This window comes from Kitasatospora sp. NPDC096128 (assembly GCF_040303105.1).
In the GTDB taxonomy this organism is placed as follows: domain Bacteria; phylum Actinomycetota; class Actinomycetes; order Streptomycetales; family Streptomycetaceae; genus Kitasatospora.
Genome location: NZ_JBEOSP010000085.1, coordinates 1 through 16520, shown reverse-complemented (window position 1 = coordinate 16520; position 16520 = coordinate 1). Strand labels below are relative to the sequence as shown.

At 74.2% G+C, this 16520-nt stretch carries 16 protein-coding genes; 10 read left to right on the top strand and 6 right to left on the bottom strand.

Annotated features, from left to right (window positions below):
• Window positions 1–98 precede the first annotated feature (98 nt).
• On the bottom strand, window positions 99–809 hold the full coding sequence (locus tag ABTY61_RS40895) for a ribonuclease H family protein (RefSeq protein ID WP_350510325.1): 711 nt from the start codon (window positions 807–809) through the stop codon (window positions 99–101).
• 17 nt (window positions 810–826) lie between these two features.
• The gene (locus ABTY61_RS40890) at window positions 827–1240 is read right to left on the bottom strand and encodes an MGH1-like glycoside hydrolase domain-containing protein (protein ID WP_350510324.1); all 414 of its coding nucleotides are present in this window, start codon (window positions 1238–1240) and stop codon (window positions 827–829) included.
• A 143-nt stretch (window positions 1241–1383) separates the two neighbouring features.
• On the opposite strand from ABTY61_RS40890, the gene ABTY61_RS40885 reads away from it, so the two are divergent.
• On the top strand, window positions 1384–2013 hold the full coding sequence (locus ABTY61_RS40885; protein ID WP_350510323.1) for a DUF4937 domain-containing protein: 630 nt from the start codon (window positions 1384–1386) through the stop codon (window positions 2011–2013).
• A 126-nt stretch (window positions 2014–2139) separates the two neighbouring features.
• Here the strand turns inward: ABTY61_RS40885 and ABTY61_RS40880 are convergent, their stop codons facing one another.
• A complete protein-coding gene (locus ABTY61_RS40880; protein ID WP_350510322.1) occupies window positions 2140–2262 on the bottom strand; it encodes a hypothetical protein in 123 nt (40 codons plus the stop codon).
• 255 nt (window positions 2263–2517) lie between these two features.
• Here ABTY61_RS40880 and ABTY61_RS40875 point away from each other — a divergent pair, with 255 nt between their 5' ends.
• The 3 genes from ABTY61_RS40875 (at window position 2518) to ABTY61_RS40865 (ending at window position 5354) form a co-directional block, all read left to right on the top strand.
• Entirely contained in the window at window positions 2518–3234 is a 717-nt protein-coding gene (locus tag ABTY61_RS40875; RefSeq protein WP_350510321.1) for a hypothetical protein, read from the top strand.
• Between the two features lie 16 nt (window positions 3235–3250).
• Complete coding sequence (locus ABTY61_RS40870) at window positions 3251–3793, top strand: GNAT family N-acetyltransferase (protein WP_350510320.1); 543 nt, start codon at window positions 3251–3253, stop codon at window positions 3791–3793.
• Between the two features lie 391 nt (window positions 3794–4184).
• Window positions 4185–5354, top strand: coding sequence for a damage-control phosphatase ARMT1 family protein (locus tag ABTY61_RS40865; RefSeq protein WP_350510319.1), 1170 nt, complete (start codon window positions 4185–4187; stop codon window positions 5352–5354).
• 177 nt (window positions 5355–5531) lie between these two features.
• On the opposite strand, the gene ABTY61_RS40860 is transcribed toward ABTY61_RS40865, so the two are convergent.
• Window positions 5532–5987 carry an SMI1/KNR4 family protein gene (locus tag ABTY61_RS40860; protein WP_350510318.1) on the bottom strand — a complete coding sequence of 152 codons (456 nt, stop codon included), beginning with the start codon at window positions 5985–5987 and terminating at the stop codon, window positions 5532–5534.
• Between the two features lie 118 nt (window positions 5988–6105).
• Between ABTY61_RS40860 and ABTY61_RS40855 the strand changes: the two genes are divergently transcribed.
• Complete coding sequence (locus ABTY61_RS40855) at window positions 6106–7485, top strand: amidase family protein (protein WP_350510317.1); 1380 nt, start codon at window positions 6106–6108, stop codon at window positions 7483–7485.
• 251 nt (window positions 7486–7736) lie between these two features.
• Window positions 7737–8642 carry a S1 family peptidase gene (locus tag ABTY61_RS40850; RefSeq protein ID WP_350510316.1) on the top strand — a complete coding sequence of 302 codons (906 nt, stop codon included), beginning with the start codon at window positions 7737–7739 and terminating at the stop codon, window positions 8640–8642.
• 98 nt (window positions 8643–8740) lie between these two features.
• On the opposite strand, the gene ABTY61_RS40845 is transcribed toward ABTY61_RS40850, so the two are convergent.
• Entirely contained in the window at window positions 8741–11929 is a 3189-nt protein-coding gene (locus tag ABTY61_RS40845) for a bifunctional cytochrome P450/NADPH--P450 reductase (protein WP_350510315.1), read from the bottom strand.
• 172 nt (window positions 11930–12101) lie between these two features.
• Between ABTY61_RS40845 and ABTY61_RS40840 the strand changes: the two genes are divergently transcribed.
• From ABTY61_RS40840 to ABTY61_RS40830, 3 genes are all read left to right on the top strand, one after another.
• On the top strand, window positions 12102–12782 hold the full coding sequence (locus tag ABTY61_RS40840; protein WP_350510314.1) for a LuxR C-terminal-related transcriptional regulator: 681 nt from the start codon (window positions 12102–12104) through the stop codon (window positions 12780–12782).
• A gap of 125 nt (window positions 12783–12907) precedes the next feature.
• Complete coding sequence (locus ABTY61_RS40835) at window positions 12908–13129, top strand: hypothetical protein (protein ID WP_350510313.1); 222 nt, start codon at window positions 12908–12910, stop codon at window positions 13127–13129.
• A gap of 191 nt (window positions 13130–13320) precedes the next feature.
• Window positions 13321–13824 carry an LURP-one-related/scramblase family protein gene (locus ABTY61_RS40830; RefSeq protein ID WP_350510312.1) on the top strand — a complete coding sequence of 168 codons (504 nt, stop codon included), beginning with the start codon at window positions 13321–13323 and terminating at the stop codon, window positions 13822–13824.
• 10 nt (window positions 13825–13834) lie between these two features.
• Here the strand turns inward: ABTY61_RS40830 and ABTY61_RS40825 are convergent, their stop codons facing one another.
• Entirely contained in the window at window positions 13835–15490 is a 1656-nt protein-coding gene (locus ABTY61_RS40825; RefSeq protein ID WP_350510311.1) for a PLP-dependent aminotransferase family protein, read from the bottom strand.
• Window positions 15491–15677: 187 nt separating this feature from the next.
• On the opposite strand from ABTY61_RS40825, the gene ABTY61_RS40820 reads away from it, so the two are divergent.
• On the top strand, window positions 15678–16169 hold the full coding sequence (locus ABTY61_RS40820; protein ID WP_350510310.1) for an Lrp/AsnC family transcriptional regulator: 492 nt from the start codon (window positions 15678–15680) through the stop codon (window positions 16167–16169).
• Window positions 16170–16520 lie beyond the last annotated feature (351 nt).

The following is a 16520-nucleotide window of genomic DNA, read 5'->3' as shown; positions in this document are numbered from 1 at the left end:
GGCGGGCGGGTCACAAATCGGGGCGGGCGCGCCCGGCCCCGCGCCCCGGGCCCGGGCCCCCCCCCCCCGGCGCTGCTCAGGCGGCGGAAGGGCGGCACTCAGGCGTAGGCGGCGGCGCACTCCGGGTGGCCCCAGCTGCTGCCGACCTTGGTGATCTTGTCGCCCTTGGCGTACGGGCGGCTGCACGGGCAGGTGCCCGGGAAGCGGGCGTTCAGGGTGCGCGAGCCGCCGCCGCTGCGCTTCGCGGCGCCGGTGCCGGTGTCGGTGCCGGTGGAGGCGGTGCGCGGCTTGGTCGCCCTGGGGGCCTTGGCGGCCGCGGCCGGGTCGGGCACCGGCAGGTCGGCGGCGGTCCCGGCGGCGGCCTGCTGGGTGCGGGCGGCATCGCTGGCGGCCTTGTCCGCGATGGCGTTCAGCGGGTCGCCGTCCACCTGGTGGGCGGGGACGTAGACGAAGGTGACGTCCCGGCCCTCCAGCAGTTCGTCGATCCGCTGGATCAGCTCGCGGTTGGCGACCGGCTTGCCCGCGGCCGTCTTCCAGCCGTTGCGCTTCCAGCCCTTGAGCCACTTGGTGACCGAGTCGCGGGTGTAGGTGCTGTCGAGGCGCACCTCCAGCGGGACAGCCGGGTCGGTGGCGGACAGCAGCTGCTGAAGCGCCGTCAGCTCGCCGATGTTGTTGGTGCTGTGCCCGAGCGGCCCCGCCTCCCACCGCTGGGGCGCCCCGGCGGCGTCCGCGACCACGTAGGCCCAGGCCGCCGGGCCCGGGTTGCCCTTGGCTGCTCCGTCACACGCTGCAATGACTCGTTCGACCATGCCCCGATCATGCCTGGTCAGGGGGCTCGGAGACAAAGCCGGTCAGCTGCGCAGCAGGGGCAGCAGCAGCGCGACGGACCAGCCGCACTTGGTGGAGTTGTGGCCCCGCCGGTCAGCAGGTCGCAGTTCTCCCGCACCGGCCCCTCGCCGATCAGGCCCTCGGCGGCGGCGAGCAGCCGCTCGACGGCCCGGCGGGCGTCCTGGTGCCAGCCGGACCGGCGCAGGCCCTCGATCGCGAAGCAGGTCTGGTCGAGCCAGGCCAGGCCACGCCGACAGCCAGCCGGGTCGAAGGGCGTGGCGGGCGTGGCGGGCGACGGCGACGGCAGCTCCACCCGGTGCCCGCGCCGGACTACTTCCTCGGCCGACGACACCATCGGGTTGATGTGCGCGTGCCCGGTCAGGGTCATGAAGAGCAGCGTCTCCTTCAGCACAGCTGACGCTCTATCAGGAGCATGTGGCCCTGGCGCCATCGAATATCACAGGCAAGCCGCCGGGCCTACGCCCGTGGCCCGGTCCCTCCCCCGACCTCCGGCCGATTGCCAATCGTCCCGCCCGGCGCAGCATGATGGCCCCCATGTGGGGAAAGTGGATCGACTGCCGGGTCCGGCCCGGCGCCCGCGCGGCCTTCGCCGCCGGACAGCGCCGCTGGTCGGCGATCGCGGACCAACCGGGGTTGCTCGGTCAACTCGGCGGCTGGGACCGCACCGGCGACCGGGCGCTCCTCTACGCCCTCTGGACGGACCGGGCCGCCTACGGCCGCTTCATGCGCGACCGCCACGACGAGGTCGCCACCAAGGCTGCCCAGCAGGCAAGTTGGGACTCGATCCAGGTCGCTGCCGGCCCCGTCGTCCAAGCCTTCCCCGGCCCGGCACCGACCCTCCCGGACGCGCTCCGCCACGCCACCATGCTGCGCGCCGCCGACTGTCACCTCCACCCGGGCCGTGCCGACCACTTCCTCACCGTCCAACGCGAGCTCTGGGCCCCCGGCATGGCCGCGGTCGGCGGCCTCCTCGCAGGCACCGTCACCCGCCTCGCCGCCGACCGCTACCTGGTCACCACCCTCTGGACCTCCACCGAGGCCCACACCGCCTACGCCACCGACACCCTCCCCACCCTCCTCGCCCGCGCGAACGTCCCGGCCGACGTCTCCACCCTCACCGGCCACGCCCTGCCCCTGGACCCCACCTGGCAGGTTCTGCCATAACGGGGCGCGGCGCGCACGGGCGGTGATCCGCCAGCCATGCGAGGAGACGCCCACCTCCCGGTCGAGCAACCCCCGGGCGCCGCGTCCAACACCAACACCCGCCCCGGCCCGGTGGTCACCTCCCTCTCACGCCCGTGAGGCATGGAACCCGGTGCACAGGGCGAGGAGTTCGCGGGTGCCGACCGGACCGACGTCCATATGCAGCCGACCGGCTTCGTCGTCGCCGAGCCGGATCCGCGGCTGGTCCATCGTCGCTCCTCGGTTCTCAGTACCAGTAGGTGTGCCCAGCCGCGCCCCGGCCGGGCGGTGGCGGTGCGCAGTTGCCCCCGATCATTCCCGGTACCACTGACAGACCCGTCGCTGGCATCCCTCTGTGCCCCCGACTTCCACTGCTTCCACTGCTTCCACCGGTCCCGCCACCGACCTCCACAAGCCGCCCGCCCCGGTAAAGGGCTCTCCCCCGCCGCCGTGCACCCCCGGGCTGACCTGGCAGGATCTCCCGCCATGACGGACTACGCGACACCCGGGCCGGGTGCCGGGCACTCGCACCGCCGGGGCGGCCCGGCCAGGCCCCGGAGCGCCCGCCGGGGGAAGAACGATGTGCCGTGGCCGCGGCGGCCGCTGCTGACGGCCCTGTGGATCCCGGCGGGTGCCGTGCTGCTCCCGCTCGGCGGGGCCCTCGGCGCGTTCGGGCCGTGGTTCATCGTGCCTTCGCTGGCCTTGGCCCTGGCCGGCGGGGCGGGCCTGATCTACTCCGTGCTGTGCCTCTGCCAGGCCGCGGTGCTGCGGGGCCTGACGCTGACGCTGCTGCTCGCCCCGCTGATCGCCGTCCCGCTGATGAGCCTGAACACCGCCCAGGCCACTGTGCTGTCCCTGCGCGGCACGGCTCACCCGGGCACCGTCACCGGCGTCCGGGTGAGCCACGGCAAGACCACCACGTACTCCTGCGCCGTGCGCTACGACGACGCCCCGGGGCGCAGCCGTTCCGTCACCTGCGGGGCCGGTGACGCGGCGGGCGAACGGGTCAGCGTCACCGAGGACCCGGGCGGACTGGTGGACCCGGAGTTCACCGCAGCCGCCGAGAACCCCCGGTTCGATCTCGCCATGGTCGGCACCACCGACCTCTCGCTGCTGCTGATCGCCGGGGTCGCCTCCACCGTGGGCACCCTGCTCCACCTGCTGCGGAGCCGCCGAAATCCCGTTGCACCGGCGGCGGGGTAAGGACCATGATCCCTGGATGGAGCTTGCAGAGCAGGAAATCGCCCTGGGTGAGGTGACGCTGCGCCGTTTCCGCGGCGACGAGGACTTCCCCGAGTTCTTCCGGGTCATCGGGGAGTCGCTGGAGCACCTGCGGCCCTGGATGCCGTGGGTCGCCGAGCACAGCGAGGCCAAGACCACCGAGTTCCTGGCCGAGCGGTCGGCGAAGTGGGAGAGCGGCGAGGACTTCACCTACGCGATCCTGCTGGACGGCGCCATCGTCGGCGCCTGCGGGCTGTTCCGGCGGTCGGACACCGCCGAGAACGGCCGGGAGGTCGGCTACTGGCTGCACCCGGCCGCGACCGGCCGCGGCATCGCCACCCGTGCCGCCCGGGCCCTGTCCGAGCAGGCCTTCCGGCTGCCGGGTGTGGACTTCGTCGAGATCGTGCACGACCCGGCCAACCTCGCCAGCGCCGCCGTCCCGGCCCGCCTCGGCTTCGCCGAGCACGCGCGCCGCCCCGCCGAGGCGCTCGCCCCGGCCGAGACCGGCGAGGAGCAGATCTGGCGGCTCCAGCGCGGCTGACCCACAGGACTGACCAGCGCGGCCGACCGACCGCCCAGCCCGGCAGCGGGGCCCGACGGTCCGCCGCCGTGGGGGAATGCGTGCGGACCGCCGGGCGGCGCCGGTCGGACGGGACGATCCGGCCGAGCGCCGTGGGAACGAACGCGCCGAAGACTTCCGCCTCCGTGCGGAGCGCCCCATCTCGAACCCCGCATGCCGGCCGCGTACCCTCAGTCGCGGCCTTGCGCGTTCGTTCCCACGCCCAGGAGAGCCTCGGGCGGCGGGGCGGATAACACTTTTCCCTTCCCCTCCGTTCCTCACTGTTCCCCTCCGTTCCTCACCTTCCGCCCGTGATCGTCTAGCCTCGGCAGCAACCGACCGTGAGAAAGCCGTGAGAGAGCCGAGCCCCGCCGTGTCGAACGCCCCCGTGATCCGCAGCGACGCCCCCGGTTCCTTCCCCTGGGGCGTCTTCCACGAGCGCCACCCCGAGCTGGTCCGGCGGGTCCTCGACGCCCTGCCGTACGGCCCGGCCCAGCGGGCGGCCGTCGAGCGGCTGCTCGCGGAAAGCACCACCGGTGTGCTGACCCCGCCGACCGCGGACGGCCCGGGCGCCGCGCAGTGGCGGGAGTGGGGCGAGGGCCTGTGGGGCAGGCCGTGGGGCGAGGCGCCGTTCCTGTGGGCGGAGAGCTACTTCTACCACCGGCTGCTCGAAGCCACCGGGTACTTCGGGCCGGGCGCCTGGCAGGGCGTCGACCCGTTCGCCCCGTTCAAGGACGCCGAACTGGCCGGAGCGGCCGTCGACGACGAGCTGGCCGCGCTCGGCGAGCTCGATGGCCTGCCGCAGCCCAGCCGGGCGGACGCACTGCTGCGCTCCGCCCTGTGGGGCAACCGCGCCGACCTGAGCTTCCAGCTCACCGCCGAGCCCGGCGGCGGCCCGGCCGAGGCCGAACTGCTGGCCGACGACAGCGCCCTGCTCTGGGCCGAGCTGGAGCGGGCCGCGGGCGGGCGGGTCTGTCTGATCGCCGACAACGCGGGCCGGGAGCTGCTGCCGGACCTCGTCCTGATCGACCACCTGCTGAGCGGCGGCCTGGCCGCCGAGGTCGTCCTGTACGTGAAGCCGCAGCCGTACTTCGTGTCGGACGCGACCACGGCCGACGCCCTCGCCACCCTCGACCGGCTGCGCACCGCCCCGTCACCGACGGCCGGGGCCGTCGGCGACCGCCTGTGGCGGGCGATGGGCAGCGGGGCGCTCACGATCCGCACCCACCCGTTCTTCTGCGCGCCGCTCCCGTACCACGACCTGCCCGGCGACCTGCGCTCCCAACTCGAGGGCGCCGCGCTGACGGTCCTCAAGGGCGACCTCAACTACCGCCGGCTGGTCGGCGACCGCCACTGGCCGCCGACCACCCCGTTCCAGGCCGCGGTCGGGCGCTTCCCCTACCCCGTCGCCGCCCTACGGACGTTGAAGTCCGACGTGGTCGTCGGCCTCGACCCCACGACCGTCGCCCGGCTCGACGCCACCGGCACCCCGTGGCGCACCAGCGGCCGGCACGCCGTCATCCAGGTCCGCACCCAGCGGTAGCGGTAGCCGTAGCCGTAGCCGGGGGCGGCGGCCAGGCGACCAGCCCCGGAGCCGCCGGGTCCGGGCTCAATCCCGGTCACCGCCACATGAGTTGCCCGCCCCGACGCCGGGGCGTCCACCCGTGCCGGAGCCGCGTCTCCCGGACGACGCCGGCCACCAAGCCCTCGGGTGCCCTCGTCAACGGACCGGGTCGGGACCGAGCGATTCGATCCAGGACGCGAAGTCCGCGGCCACCACGTCGAAGTCCGCGGGATCCAGATCCCCCAGATCGGAGGAGAACACGGCAGAGCCCGGATCATCGAGACGGAGGAGGAATCCGCGGCCACCGCTGTCATCGCCGATGAGGAGGAACCCCGGTGCGTACTGCGCGACTTCGTAGGTGGCGTTGCGTTCGCCGATGCACCCTACCGAGTACACCGCGACGCCCGACTCGGTGAGGAGGCCGTCCCGCACGTTCCACAGCGCCACCAGCGGAACCGGAAGGCTCACCGCAGTTCCGGCCCGCGCTCGCATCACATCACTCGGCACCTCACTCGGCGTTGCCGCCGTCGGCCTCGAATCCGACCCCGCCACTCTGCACCCCTCCGACCAGGCCACGGCTGCCCCGACGAGCACCGGCACGGACACTGTCACCAGGCCCGCTCCCACGCAAGCCACGACAGCACCGGCCGCCCCCGCTCGAACCGCAGGCCCCGGGATACAGTGTGACCGCCCGTCACCCGAGCACCCCAGCGCGAAGGAGCCGCCCCCCATGGCCGACGAGCAGTCCGCCACCGGCCGGGGCCGCGCCCACGACCTGGTGTCGGCCGCGTTGGACCGCGCCGCCGCCGTCGAGCACCTCAACGCCTTCATCACGCTCGACGCGGAGGGGGCGCTCGCACAGGCGGCCCGCCGTGACGCCGGGGGCGGCGACAGCGACGGGGGCGGGAGCGCGGCACCGTGGTGCCTGGTCGTCAAGGACAACACCCATGTCGCGGGCCTGCCCAACACCGCGGGCACCCCGGCGCTCACCGGCTTCGTGCCCGCCGCCGACGCACCCGTCGTGGCGGCCCTGCGGTCGGCCGGGGCGATCGTGCTGGGCAAGACGAACATGCACGAGCTCTCCCTGGGGGCCACCTCGTGCAACCACACCTTCGGCGCGGTCGGCAACGCCACCGACCCGGCCCTGTTCGCGGGCGGCAGCAGCGGCGGTACAGCCGCCGCGGTGGCGGCGGGCGTGGCGGAGGCCGGGCTCGGCACCGACACCGGCGGGTCCGTCACCATCCCGGCCGCGCTGAACGGCGTCTACGGCCTGCGGCCCAGCGCCGGGCGCTACTCCTCGGCGGGGGTCACCCCGTTGTCCACCACCCGGGACACCCCCGGGCTGATGGCCCGCACCCTGGGCCGGCTCGCGGCGCTGGACGCCCTGGTCACCGGCGGCGCCGCCGGCCCCATCGAGCCCACCGACCCCGGGCGGGCGCTGCGGCTCGGGCTGCCGCGGCAGGTGTTCACCGAGGACTTGGAGGACGCCGTCCGCACGGCCTGGGAGCAGGCCGTCGACCGGCTCACCGCCGCGGGCGCCCAGTGGGTCGCGGTGGACACGGCCCAGCTGGCCGACTACGACGCCCGGGCCGGATTCCCGCTGGTCTTCGGCGAGTTCGGCGCCGCCATGGCCCGCTACCTCGACGAGCACCGCGCCGGTCCCACCCTCGCCGAGGTCATCGCCGCGGTCGGCGACCCCGACATCGCGGCGCTGCTCGGGGCGACCGCGCTGCCCACCTCCCCGGGGCACCCGGGGGAGGCCGGCCTGCGCACGGCGCACGCCAACCGCCGCACCCTCCAGGAGGCCTACGCCGAACTGTTCAGCGCGAACGGCCTGGACGCGCTGCTGAGCCCGACCGTCCCGGTGTGCGCCCGGCCGCTGCACCGCCACGAGGACAGCCTCCCGCTCAACGGCCGTACCGCGCCCACCTTCCACACCCTGATCCGCAACACCTCCCCGGCGTCCACCGCCGGTCTGCCCTCGGTGACGCTCCCGCTGCCGGTCGAGGGCTCCGCCCCGGTGGGGGTGCAGCTGGTCGGCCCGCTGCTGGCGGACCGGGAGCTGCTGGCGGTGGCGGCCCGGGTCGACGCCGTCCTCCGGTGCCCCTGAGCAGGGCGCTCCGGGCCGGTCCGGGTCGCGCGGCCGGCTCCGTACGCCGGGCCCGAGCCTCCGACACCACCTCAGGGAGCTTGTACCGAACCGTCCTGATTCCTCATACTTCCGGACAGCGCCTGTCAGGAGCAGATCATCCCGCGGCGGATCCGGAGCACACCGACCGGAGTCCGCCCACCGCCTGACCGCGCCTCACGGCCCTGGGCCCCCAGGGGCCCCGCACTCCCAGGAGGAGCTCGGTGAGGACCATGCGCAGGACCCCCCGCACCGCCCGCACCCACCGCACCGCCCGCACCGCCCGCACCGCCCGCACCGGCACGCTGCTCGCCGTCGCCCTCGGCCTGCTGACCGCCACCGCGTTCGCCGCACCGGGCGCCGCCGCCGCGCCCGCCCGCACCCCCGGACCGGAGCGGCTGGCCGCGGTCGGCGACGCCGTCCAGAACGCCGAGGTCGACGGGACGGCCTGGTACGCCGACGAGGCCAACGGCCGGGTCGTGGTGACCGCCGACAGCACCGTGTCCGCGGCCGGGCTCGACAAGATCGTGCGCGCCGTCGGCGCCGACGCGCCCGCCCTGACCGTCCAGCGCGTCCCCGGGCGCTTCACCCCGCTGCTCGCCGCCGGCGACGCCGTCTACGGCGGCCACTACCGCTGCTCGCTCGGCTTCAACGTGGTCGGCAAGGGCACCCACTACTTCCTCACCGCCGGGCACTGCGGAAACGTCGCCGCCGACTGGTACACGGACGCCGCCCACCACACCCTGATCGGCCCGACCGTCTCCTCCACCTTCCCCGGCCACGACTACGCGCTGGTCCGGTACGAGAACGGAACGCTCGACCACCCCGGCGGGTTCACCTCCGCCCCCGACGCGTACGTCGGCGAGCCGGTGACCCGCACCGGTTCGACCTCCGGCACCCACAGCGGCACCGTCACCGGGCTCAACGCCACCGTGCGCTACTCGGGCGGCGGCACCGTCCGCGGCCTGATCCAGACCGACGTCTGCGCCGAGGAGGGCGACTCCGGCGGCCCGCTGTACGAGGGCACCAAGGCGCTCGGCCTCACCTCGGGCGGCAGCGGGAACTGCACCACCGGCGGGACGACCTTCTTCCAGCCCGTCCGGGCGGCCCTCACCAGGTACGGCGTCAACGTCTACTGACGCCCCGACGGGACGCCTCTCCGCGGCACCCCCCCGAACGGCCGTCCGCCCGCCGCACCACCGGAGCGCGGCGGGCGGGCGGCCCGGGCGGTCGGGCCTCAGCCCGCGTACACGTCCTCGACGTAGCGCCCCGCCTCGACCAGGCCCTGCAGCCAGTCCTGGGCCTGCCGCTCGTCCGCCCCCGGCGTGCGCTCCCGGTAGAGCACCCGGAAGGCCTCCCGCACGCCCGGTGCCATCCTGGCCCCGTCACCGCACACGTACACCTCGGCCCCGGCGGCGAGCAGCTCCCAGACCTCCGCCGCCTCGGCCGCGATCCGGTCCTGGACGAAGCGGCGCCCGTCCTGCGGCCGCTCGCTGAACGCGGGCCGCATCGAGACGGCGCCGGCCCGCTCGGCCTCCTCCAGCTCGGTGCGGTGCAGGTAGTCGGCGTCCGGGGCGTCACAGCCGAAGTAGAGCAGTGCCGGAGCGAGCTCGGCCCCCGTCCCGAGCAGCGCGCGGCGGTCGGCGACGGCGCCGCGGAAGGGTGCCAGGCCGGTGCCGGCCGCGATCATCACCACGGGGGTGCGGTGGCCGATCCGGAACGCCTCCCGGCAGGGCTGGACCCTGGCCAGCACGGTGTCGCCGACGGCCACCCGGTCGAGGTAGCCGGAGCCGGTGCCCCGGAAGGTGCCGCGGCCCGAGCGGGCGGGCGCGCTGAGCACCGAGACCATCAGGTCGACCTCGCCCACGCCGGCCGACGGCGCGGAGGAGATCGAGTAGTGCCGCGGCCGGATCGGCGGCAGCAGTTCCAGCAGCACCGGCCAGCTCAGCGCCTCCCGCAGGGCCGGGTGGTCCTCGACCAGGTCGAGCAGCGTGCGCGGGTCGTCCGCGGACAGCGCCCGCAGGGCGGCCTGCTCAGGCGGGCACGGGTTGAGCGCGGCCAGCACGGCGCGCTGCTCGGCGGTGGGGCGGTCCTGCAGTTCGACGTGGTGGGTGAGCAGTTCCCGCACGGTGACCGGGCGGTCGACGGCGGGGCCGGTGCGCCGGTGGGCGACGATGCCGAGCACCGTGTCGAGTTCGGCGCCGAACAGCTTGGCGGCGCGCTCGACCAGGGCCGGATCGTTGGCCGGGAGCACGGTCAGGTGGTCGGCGGTCCGGTAGTCGGTGCCCTCCGGCAGGGCCAGCCGGACCAGGCGCTTCACCCGGTGGTAGCCGGGGTCGGTAAGGCTGCCGACGGCGGTGACGGTCAGCTCGCTCATGCCGTGCCGGGCGGCGAGCGCGTGCAGCGGGCCGCCGACCAGCTCGGTCACGGTGTACCCGGCCTCCTCCCGGGGCGCGGCCACGGCCTCGGCGTCACCGTGGCGGGCCAGCAGCAGCTCGGTCAGCGCCTCGGTGAACTCGCGTACCGTCCCGGCCAGGTCGCCGGAGGCGTCGGCCTCGGCGCGGGCGAGCAGCCGGGTGCCGCCGAGGGCGGTGAGGCGCTCGTCGATCAGGGTGGGGATGCGCTGGTAGGTGGCGGCGTAGGTGCGGTCGCCGATGCCCAGCACCGCGTACTCGACGCCGTCCGCCGCGCCCTCCGGAGCCTCACGCAGCCGGCGGACGAACTCGGCTGCGTCGTCGGTCGGTTGGCCGTTGTAGGAGGCGGCCGTGATCACCACCAGCCGGTCGGCGGGCAGGCCGTCGGCGTAGGCGTCGAGCGCGGCGATCGCGGTGTCGCAGCCGAGTTCGGCGGCGGCGTCGGCGAGTTGGCGGCTGAACTCGCGGCAGGCGCCGTAGTTGGAGCCGTGCAGGAGCAGCACCCCGGTGCCCTGGCGGACCCGTCCGGCGCGCTCGGCCGGGGCCGCCACCCCGACCCGCTGGACCTGCGGGAGCGGCTGGGGCGAGCGGACCGGCGGCGCGGGGGTGCGCGGCGCGAGGGCGAGGGTGAACCCGTCGGGCTTGATGGTGAGCGTCTGCTTGAGGGTCAACCGGTAGCCGGCGTGGTCGATCAGCCGGTAGCGGTGGACCAGCATGCCCAGCAGCATGGTCGCCTCGTGCAGCGCGAACTGCCGCCCGATGCAGGCGCGTTCGCCGGTGCCGAAGGGCTTGAAGGCGTGCGGCGAGCGGGCGGCCTCGCGCTCGGGGTCGAAGCGGGAGGGGTCGAACAGCTCCGGGTTGTCCCCCCAGGCCGGGTCGCGGTGCAGCATCGGGGTCAGCACGAAGATCGGCGTCCCCGGGCGGACCGGGATCCGCCCGCCGAGCAGGGTCTCCTCGCGCGCCTCGCGGCTGAACTGGGGCGCCGTGGGCCACAGTCGCAGCGCCTCGTTGAGCACCTGCCGGGTGTACCGCAGCCGGCCGACGTCCTCGTACGAGGGCTCCGGGTCGGCCTGGTCGCCCCAGAGCCCGTCCACCTCCTGCTGGACCAGCCGGAGTTCGGACGGGTGCTGGGCCAGGTAGTGCAGTGCGAAGGACAGCGCGCCCGAGGTGGTCTCGTGGCCGGCGATCAGGAAGGTGATCACCTGGTTGCGGATGTTCTCCATGTCCAGCTTGGTGCCGTCGCCGGGGTGGACGGCACCGAGCATCAGGCCGAGCAAGTCCTCGGCCGGGCCGGCCTCGGCCCCGCTCCCGGCCCGGGCGGCGATCACGTCGTCCACCACGCCGGCCAGGTAGTCGGCGTCCCGCCGGAACGCGGCGTCGCGCTCGCTGTGGTCCAGCTCCGGGTCCCGGGTGAGCTTGGTCATCGCCCACTCCAGGCAGCGCACCATCGCCTCCACGAACGGGTGGGGCTCGTCCCGCTCGAAGGAGCCGAAGTCGAAGCCGAAGCCGGCCAGTCCGATGGTGTCCAGGGTCATCCGGGTCATGTCGCCGGGCACGTCCACGGTCAGTCCGGCGGCCGCGCGGCGGTCCCAGGACCCGATCACCCGGCGGGCCACCTCGAGCATGACCGGGTGGTAGGTGCGCATCGAGCCGAGCGCGAAGGCGGGCATCAGGATGTCGTGCGCCCTGGCCCAGTTGGGCTCGTCGTTGTAGGCGGTGAACAGGCCGTCCCCGGTGAACTCCCGGACGTTCTCCAGCGCGGGGCCGACGGCCTTGGTGAAGCGCTCCTCGTCGGCCAGCTCCTCCACCAGCTCCAGGCTGCTGACCATCAGGACCTCGCGGCCGTGCAGGCGTTGGAGGAACGCCGGGCCGTGCGTTCTGGCCAGTTCCATGGTCCGCAGCACGGGGACGCCGACCGGCGGCAGGTCGGAGATGTCCACCACCGGGACACCCGGGGCCAGGGGTGCGGCGTCCGGGGCCAGGGGTGCGGCCTCGGTCGTGGTTTCGGTCATCGGTGGGTCCCTCCCGCAGCAGAAAAAGCTTCTCGGTATCTCCACTCTCCGCCCCCGCCGAGGGCGCCGCGCCACCATCACTACATGATTGTGTAGTGCCAGCGGCATCCAGGGACTTGCCCACGACCCATCAGGTCTGGTGTGGGCGAATGCCGCAGGAGGAGGACGAGTGATGCGACCGACCGACGGCTGCGCTCCGGTACCGGGGACCCGCCTGGACGCCGCGGTGACCTGGCGCAACCGGGCACTGCGCCTGCTGGACCACAACCCGCTGCCCATCGCGGTGTGCGAGTGGGGCGGCCGGATCATGATCGTCAACCGCGCGATGGCCGCCGAGTTCGGCGGACTGCCGGGGCAGTTGCGCAACCGCCGGATCCTGGAGTACTTCACGCTGCGGGACAACGCCTCGCTGCAGGCGCTCGCCGAGGCGATCCGGCTGCACCGGCGCTCCCAGTACACGGTCGGGGTCTCCTGGACGCCCGCCGGCGGCACCGCGCGGCACGGCGAGATGACCGTCGACCTGGTCAGCGACACCCCGGAGCAGACCCCGAACATGCTGCTCTCGCTGCGCGCCCTGGCCGAACCGCCCGCCCGCCCGGCGCCCCCCGCACCGGCCCCGCGCCCGGAGGCCAGCCCGATCGAGGCCCGTATCCTCGCCGCGGCCGCCCGGGGCGCCACCACCGCCCGGATCGCCAAGGAGGTCGGCCTCACCCCGGACGGCGTCAACTACCACCTCAGCCGGCTCTCCCGCCGCTGGCAGGTGCCCAACCGCACCGCGCTGGTCGCCCGCGCCTACGCCCTCGGCGTGCTCGACCCGGACACCTGGCCCCCGAAGCCGGCCCACCCGCACTGACGGCCCACCCACGCTGACGGCCCACCCGCACCGAGCAGCCCGGGGCCCGCGAACGGACGGCCCGGGGCCCGCGAACGGACGCACCTGACTCGCCGTCAACCCCGGCCCGTGCTGTTGTGAGGCACATGCCCACTTCATCGCTGGCCCGCCTGGCCGTCCCGTTCGCCACCGCCGCCGTCCTCGCCCTCGCCGGCGCGGCGCCCGCCACCGCCGCCGCGCTCCCCGCCGACGTCACCGCCGAACAGTGCCAGGAGGCCGGCGGCACCGTGCAGGGCGGCGGCTACTGCGTGGGCGCCGTCGGCGAGGACCAGTGGGGGGCGGACATCGACGGGCAGGGCATCGCCTGACGCACCCGCCGACCACCCGGCGCCGGGCCTGATGTCACCGCCGTGTCGGCGGATCGTCGCGGCCCGGTAGCAAGCCGGTAGCGGACCGGTAAAGGCACCACCCCCCGCCCCTCCCCCTCCCTGACCAGCCGCTACGCTCTGGGCCGCGCCGCGCCACGGGGGCCGGCGGCACCATCACGGGGGGACCCACTGTGCGTTACCTGGTCCGCGACCGCATGTTCGCCTTCCACGAGGAGGCCTGGATCGAGACCGAGCAGCGGGAGAAGCTCTACCGCGTGAACCGGAAGTTCTTCCGGCTGCGCCGCACCTTCGCCCTGGTGGACACCCGCGGCGAGCACGTCGCGAGCATCGTCCGCAAGGCCTTCACGATCCACCACACCCTGCTGATCAAGCAGGACGGCCAACTGACCGCCAAGATCAGCAAGAAGATGTTCGCGCTCTTCGGCGACCGCTTCAAAGTCCGCCTCGGCGACGGCCGCCGGCTGAAGGTCAGCGGCAACCTGTGGGACCGCGAGTTCGACATCCGGCACGAGGGCACCACCCTGGCGCACATATCCCGGCGCTGGTTCACCGTCCGCGACGCCTACGCCGTCGACGTCCTGGCGCAGCAGGACGCCCTGCTGCTGCTGATCCTCGCGGTCTGCGTGGACCACGTGCTCCAGGACGCCAAGGGCGACCAGCTGACCAACCTCTGACGGCCCTCCGTCAGGAGGCGCCCAGGACCACCCGGTCCTCGGCGAGTTCGGCGAGCAGGGCGTCCAGCTTGGCCCGGTCGACCGAGGGCATCACGAAGACGTGCACGTAGCTGCGCCGGGTGGCCTCGTCGCCCGGGACCATCACCACGTCCTGGGAGGACAGCGACCACTTGGCCACCAGCTCCGGGCTCGGCTTGCGGAACCGCACGGTGACCGCGCCCGGGGTGCGGGCCGGCCACAGCTCGACGCCGAGCTCGCGCTCCATGGCGACCAGGCGCCGCTCCAGGTAGGCCGCGAGCTCCTGGGCCTCGCGGATCCGGCCGACCTGGTCACGGTAGGAGTACCGGGACAGGTGGTCCCAGAGGATCAGCGGGGAGAAGCCGTTGCGGGAGCCGGCGAAGGTGGTGTCCGGCGCGCCGATGTAGTCGGGCTGGGACGGCGGCGAGATCTGGTACTTCACCTTGGTCATGTAGATGCCGCACGGCCAGGGCGCACCGGCCCACTTGTGGCCGCTCATCGCGATCGAGGAGACCATGTCGACCTCGCCGTGCTCCGCGGTGGGCAGCCGGAGCCCGAAGTCGAACTCGGGCAGCTCCGCCTCCGGCGTCCAGCCGTACGCCTGCGGGTCCTGGGCGGCCATCCGCAGGAACGGCGCGTAGCCGGCGCCGAGCGCGCCGTCCACGTGGATCCAGAAGCCGCGGCGCACGTCGACCAGCGGCCGGCCGGTCTGCGGGCAGCTGCCGTAGACGACCTCGCGCCGCACCAGCCCGTACCGCTCGAAGATCGGCAGCAGCCGCTCGCAGACCTCGCGCACGTTGTCGTGGGCGCCCTTGAAGGTGCTGCCGAGGTTGAGGTTGACGAAGACCGGGTGGCCCTTGGCGGCGAAGAACTCGACCAGCACGGCGAGGGCGTCGACGTCTATCTCGCCGGGGCCGTCCCAGGACAGGCCGGACGGGCCCGGGCGGGACGGCACCTCGGTGGGCCAGCTGCGCCGGCCGGTCGCCGGGTCGACCAGCGGGCACTCGTCGGCGTACTTCTCCAGGCCGACGGCGTGGAAGGTCTCCACGCCCAGCACGGCGACGGCCTTGGCGAAGGAGTAGTGGGTGTCCTCGGAGTAGAACGCCACCGGGTGGTGGGCGTTCGGGTTCCGCCGGTCGGGGTCGGCCTTGACGTAGCGCACGGTGTCGAGGGGTTCGGTCGGCGGCTGGATCAGCGCCTTGCCACTGAGGTAGTCCCGGGCGTTCCACAGGGCGTACATGTTGCCCTCGGTGGAGCCCATGGACAGCATGTAGCCCCAGTAGGACTCCGGGTCGGCCGGGTCGTGCGGGCGCTCGGCGTGCCAGAGCTTCGCGTAGTAGTCGAGCACGGCCCGCTCGACGACCTTGGTGTTGGGCTTGTAGCCGCCGCTCTGGAACGGGTCGCCGAGGTTGTTGATGTTGTTCGGCATGAACCGGGCGAGGTCCAGCGCGGTGCCCTGCATGTCCTGGGTGGCCTGGTAGCCGACCAGGTGCTTGCGCTTGCGGGTCAGGTACTCGTCCACGGCGTCGAGGGCGCGCAGCCGCTCGGCGTCGTCCAGACCGCCCTCCGGGAGGGCGAAGTCGCCGCCGTCCAGCTCCGGACCGGGGTCGACGGCGGTCGCGGCGGCGGGGAAGGCGGTCGGGCTCATGGGCGGGGCGCTCCGGGAGTTGCTGGGACGGCACGGGTGCGGGCCGTCACCGCCGCCCTGGGCGCCGGTAAGGACCGTCGGCAAGGATGGAACTTTCGGGCGCCCGGCGGAAGCCCTTCCGCAGAACATTCGGCTTGACCTCGATCAGGTTTGCGAATCTGCGGAACGGGCTGGGATCCTGGCAGGCATGCCGAACAATCCGCAGGCCCGGCGGGCGCCCGTCGACGACGTCGACCGGGCGATCATCCGCACCCTGGCCGACAACGCCCGCCTCCCGAACAACGCCCTCGCGGCCGCCGTCGGCATCGCCCCCTCGACCTGCCTGGCCCGGGTCCGCGCCCTCCAGGAGCGCGGCATCATCCGCGGATTCCGCGCCGAACTGGACCCGGCCGCGATCGGCCTGCCGCTCCAGGCGATGATCTCGGTACGGCTGCGCGCCCACACCCGCGAGCAGAACGAGAGCTTCCGCGGCACCGCTCCCGACCTGCCCGGCGTCCTCGCGGTCTTCCACATGGCCGGCTCGGACGACTACCTGCTGCACGTCGGCGTCGCCGGACCGGAGGCCCTGCGCGACTTCGTCGTCGACCACCTCACCACCCACCCGGCGGTGGCCCAGACCCGCACCAACCTGATCTTCGAACAGATACCGGGCCGCCGGTACCTCGCCCCGGGGCGCTGACCTTCCACACTCCCGACGATCCGTCAGATGTGTTCGTCCGCAACCGATCGCCGCACCGCCGGCGTGTTCCCGGACGACACCCCCGACGACAAGTCGCCCCGGAAAGGCGGAACATGCCCATCACGCTGAACCACCGCATGGCGCGGGCCGGGGTTCTCGCTGCCCACGCCGGCGTCCACGGCGGTCACCGCACCGGCCGTCCCCGGCGACGGGCGGCACCCTCGGGCCGACGGAGACACGCCGGCGCCCCGCACGCGGCCCGGCCCTCGATGATGGTGACGGCGAGGCGTTCGGGCCGCTCGGAGACGGCGAGCGAGGCGACCAGGGTGCGCAGCAGCTCGGTCTTGCCGG

Excerpts from the sequence above, each read along its gene's own strand:
- ABTY61_RS40895 (WP_350510325.1), bottom strand. The coding sequence starts at position 809 with ATGGTCGAACGAGTCATTGCAGCGTGTGACGGAGCAGCCAAGGGCAAC.
- ABTY61_RS40885 (WP_350510323.1), top strand. The coding sequence starts at position 1,384 with ATGTGGGGAAAGTGGATCGACTGCCGGGTCCGGCCCGGCGCCCGCGCG.
- ABTY61_RS40880 (WP_350510322.1), bottom strand. The coding sequence starts at position 2,262 with ATGGACCAGCCGCGGATCCGGCTCGGCGACGACGAAGCCGGTCGGCTG.
- ABTY61_RS40875 (WP_350510321.1), top strand. The coding sequence starts at position 2,518 with ATGACGGACTACGCGACACCCGGGCCGGGTGCCGGGCACTCGCACCGC.
- ABTY61_RS40870 (WP_350510320.1), top strand. The coding sequence starts at position 3,251 with ATGGAGCTTGCAGAGCAGGAAATCGCCCTGGGTGAGGTGACGCTGCGC.
- ABTY61_RS40855 (WP_350510317.1), top strand. The coding sequence starts at position 6,106 with ATGGCCGACGAGCAGTCCGCCACCGGCCGGGGCCGCGCCCACGACCTG.
- ABTY61_RS40850 (WP_350510316.1), top strand. The coding sequence starts at position 7,737 with ATGCGCAGGACCCCCCGCACCGCCCGCACCCACCGCACCGCCCGCACC.
- ABTY61_RS40845 (WP_350510315.1), bottom strand. The coding sequence starts at position 11,929 with ATGACCGAAACCACGACCGAGGCCGCACCCCTGGCCCCGGACGCCGCA.
- ABTY61_RS40840 (WP_350510314.1), top strand. The coding sequence starts at position 12,102 with ATGCGACCGACCGACGGCTGCGCTCCGGTACCGGGGACCCGCCTGGAC.
- ABTY61_RS40835 (WP_350510313.1), top strand. The coding sequence starts at position 12,908 with ATGCCCACTTCATCGCTGGCCCGCCTGGCCGTCCCGTTCGCCACCGCC.
- ABTY61_RS40825 (WP_350510311.1), bottom strand. The coding sequence starts at position 15,490 with ATGAGCCCGACCGCCTTCCCCGCCGCCGCGACCGCCGTCGACCCCGGT.
- ABTY61_RS40820 (WP_350510310.1), top strand. The coding sequence starts at position 15,678 with ATGCCGAACAATCCGCAGGCCCGGCGGGCGCCCGTCGACGACGTCGAC.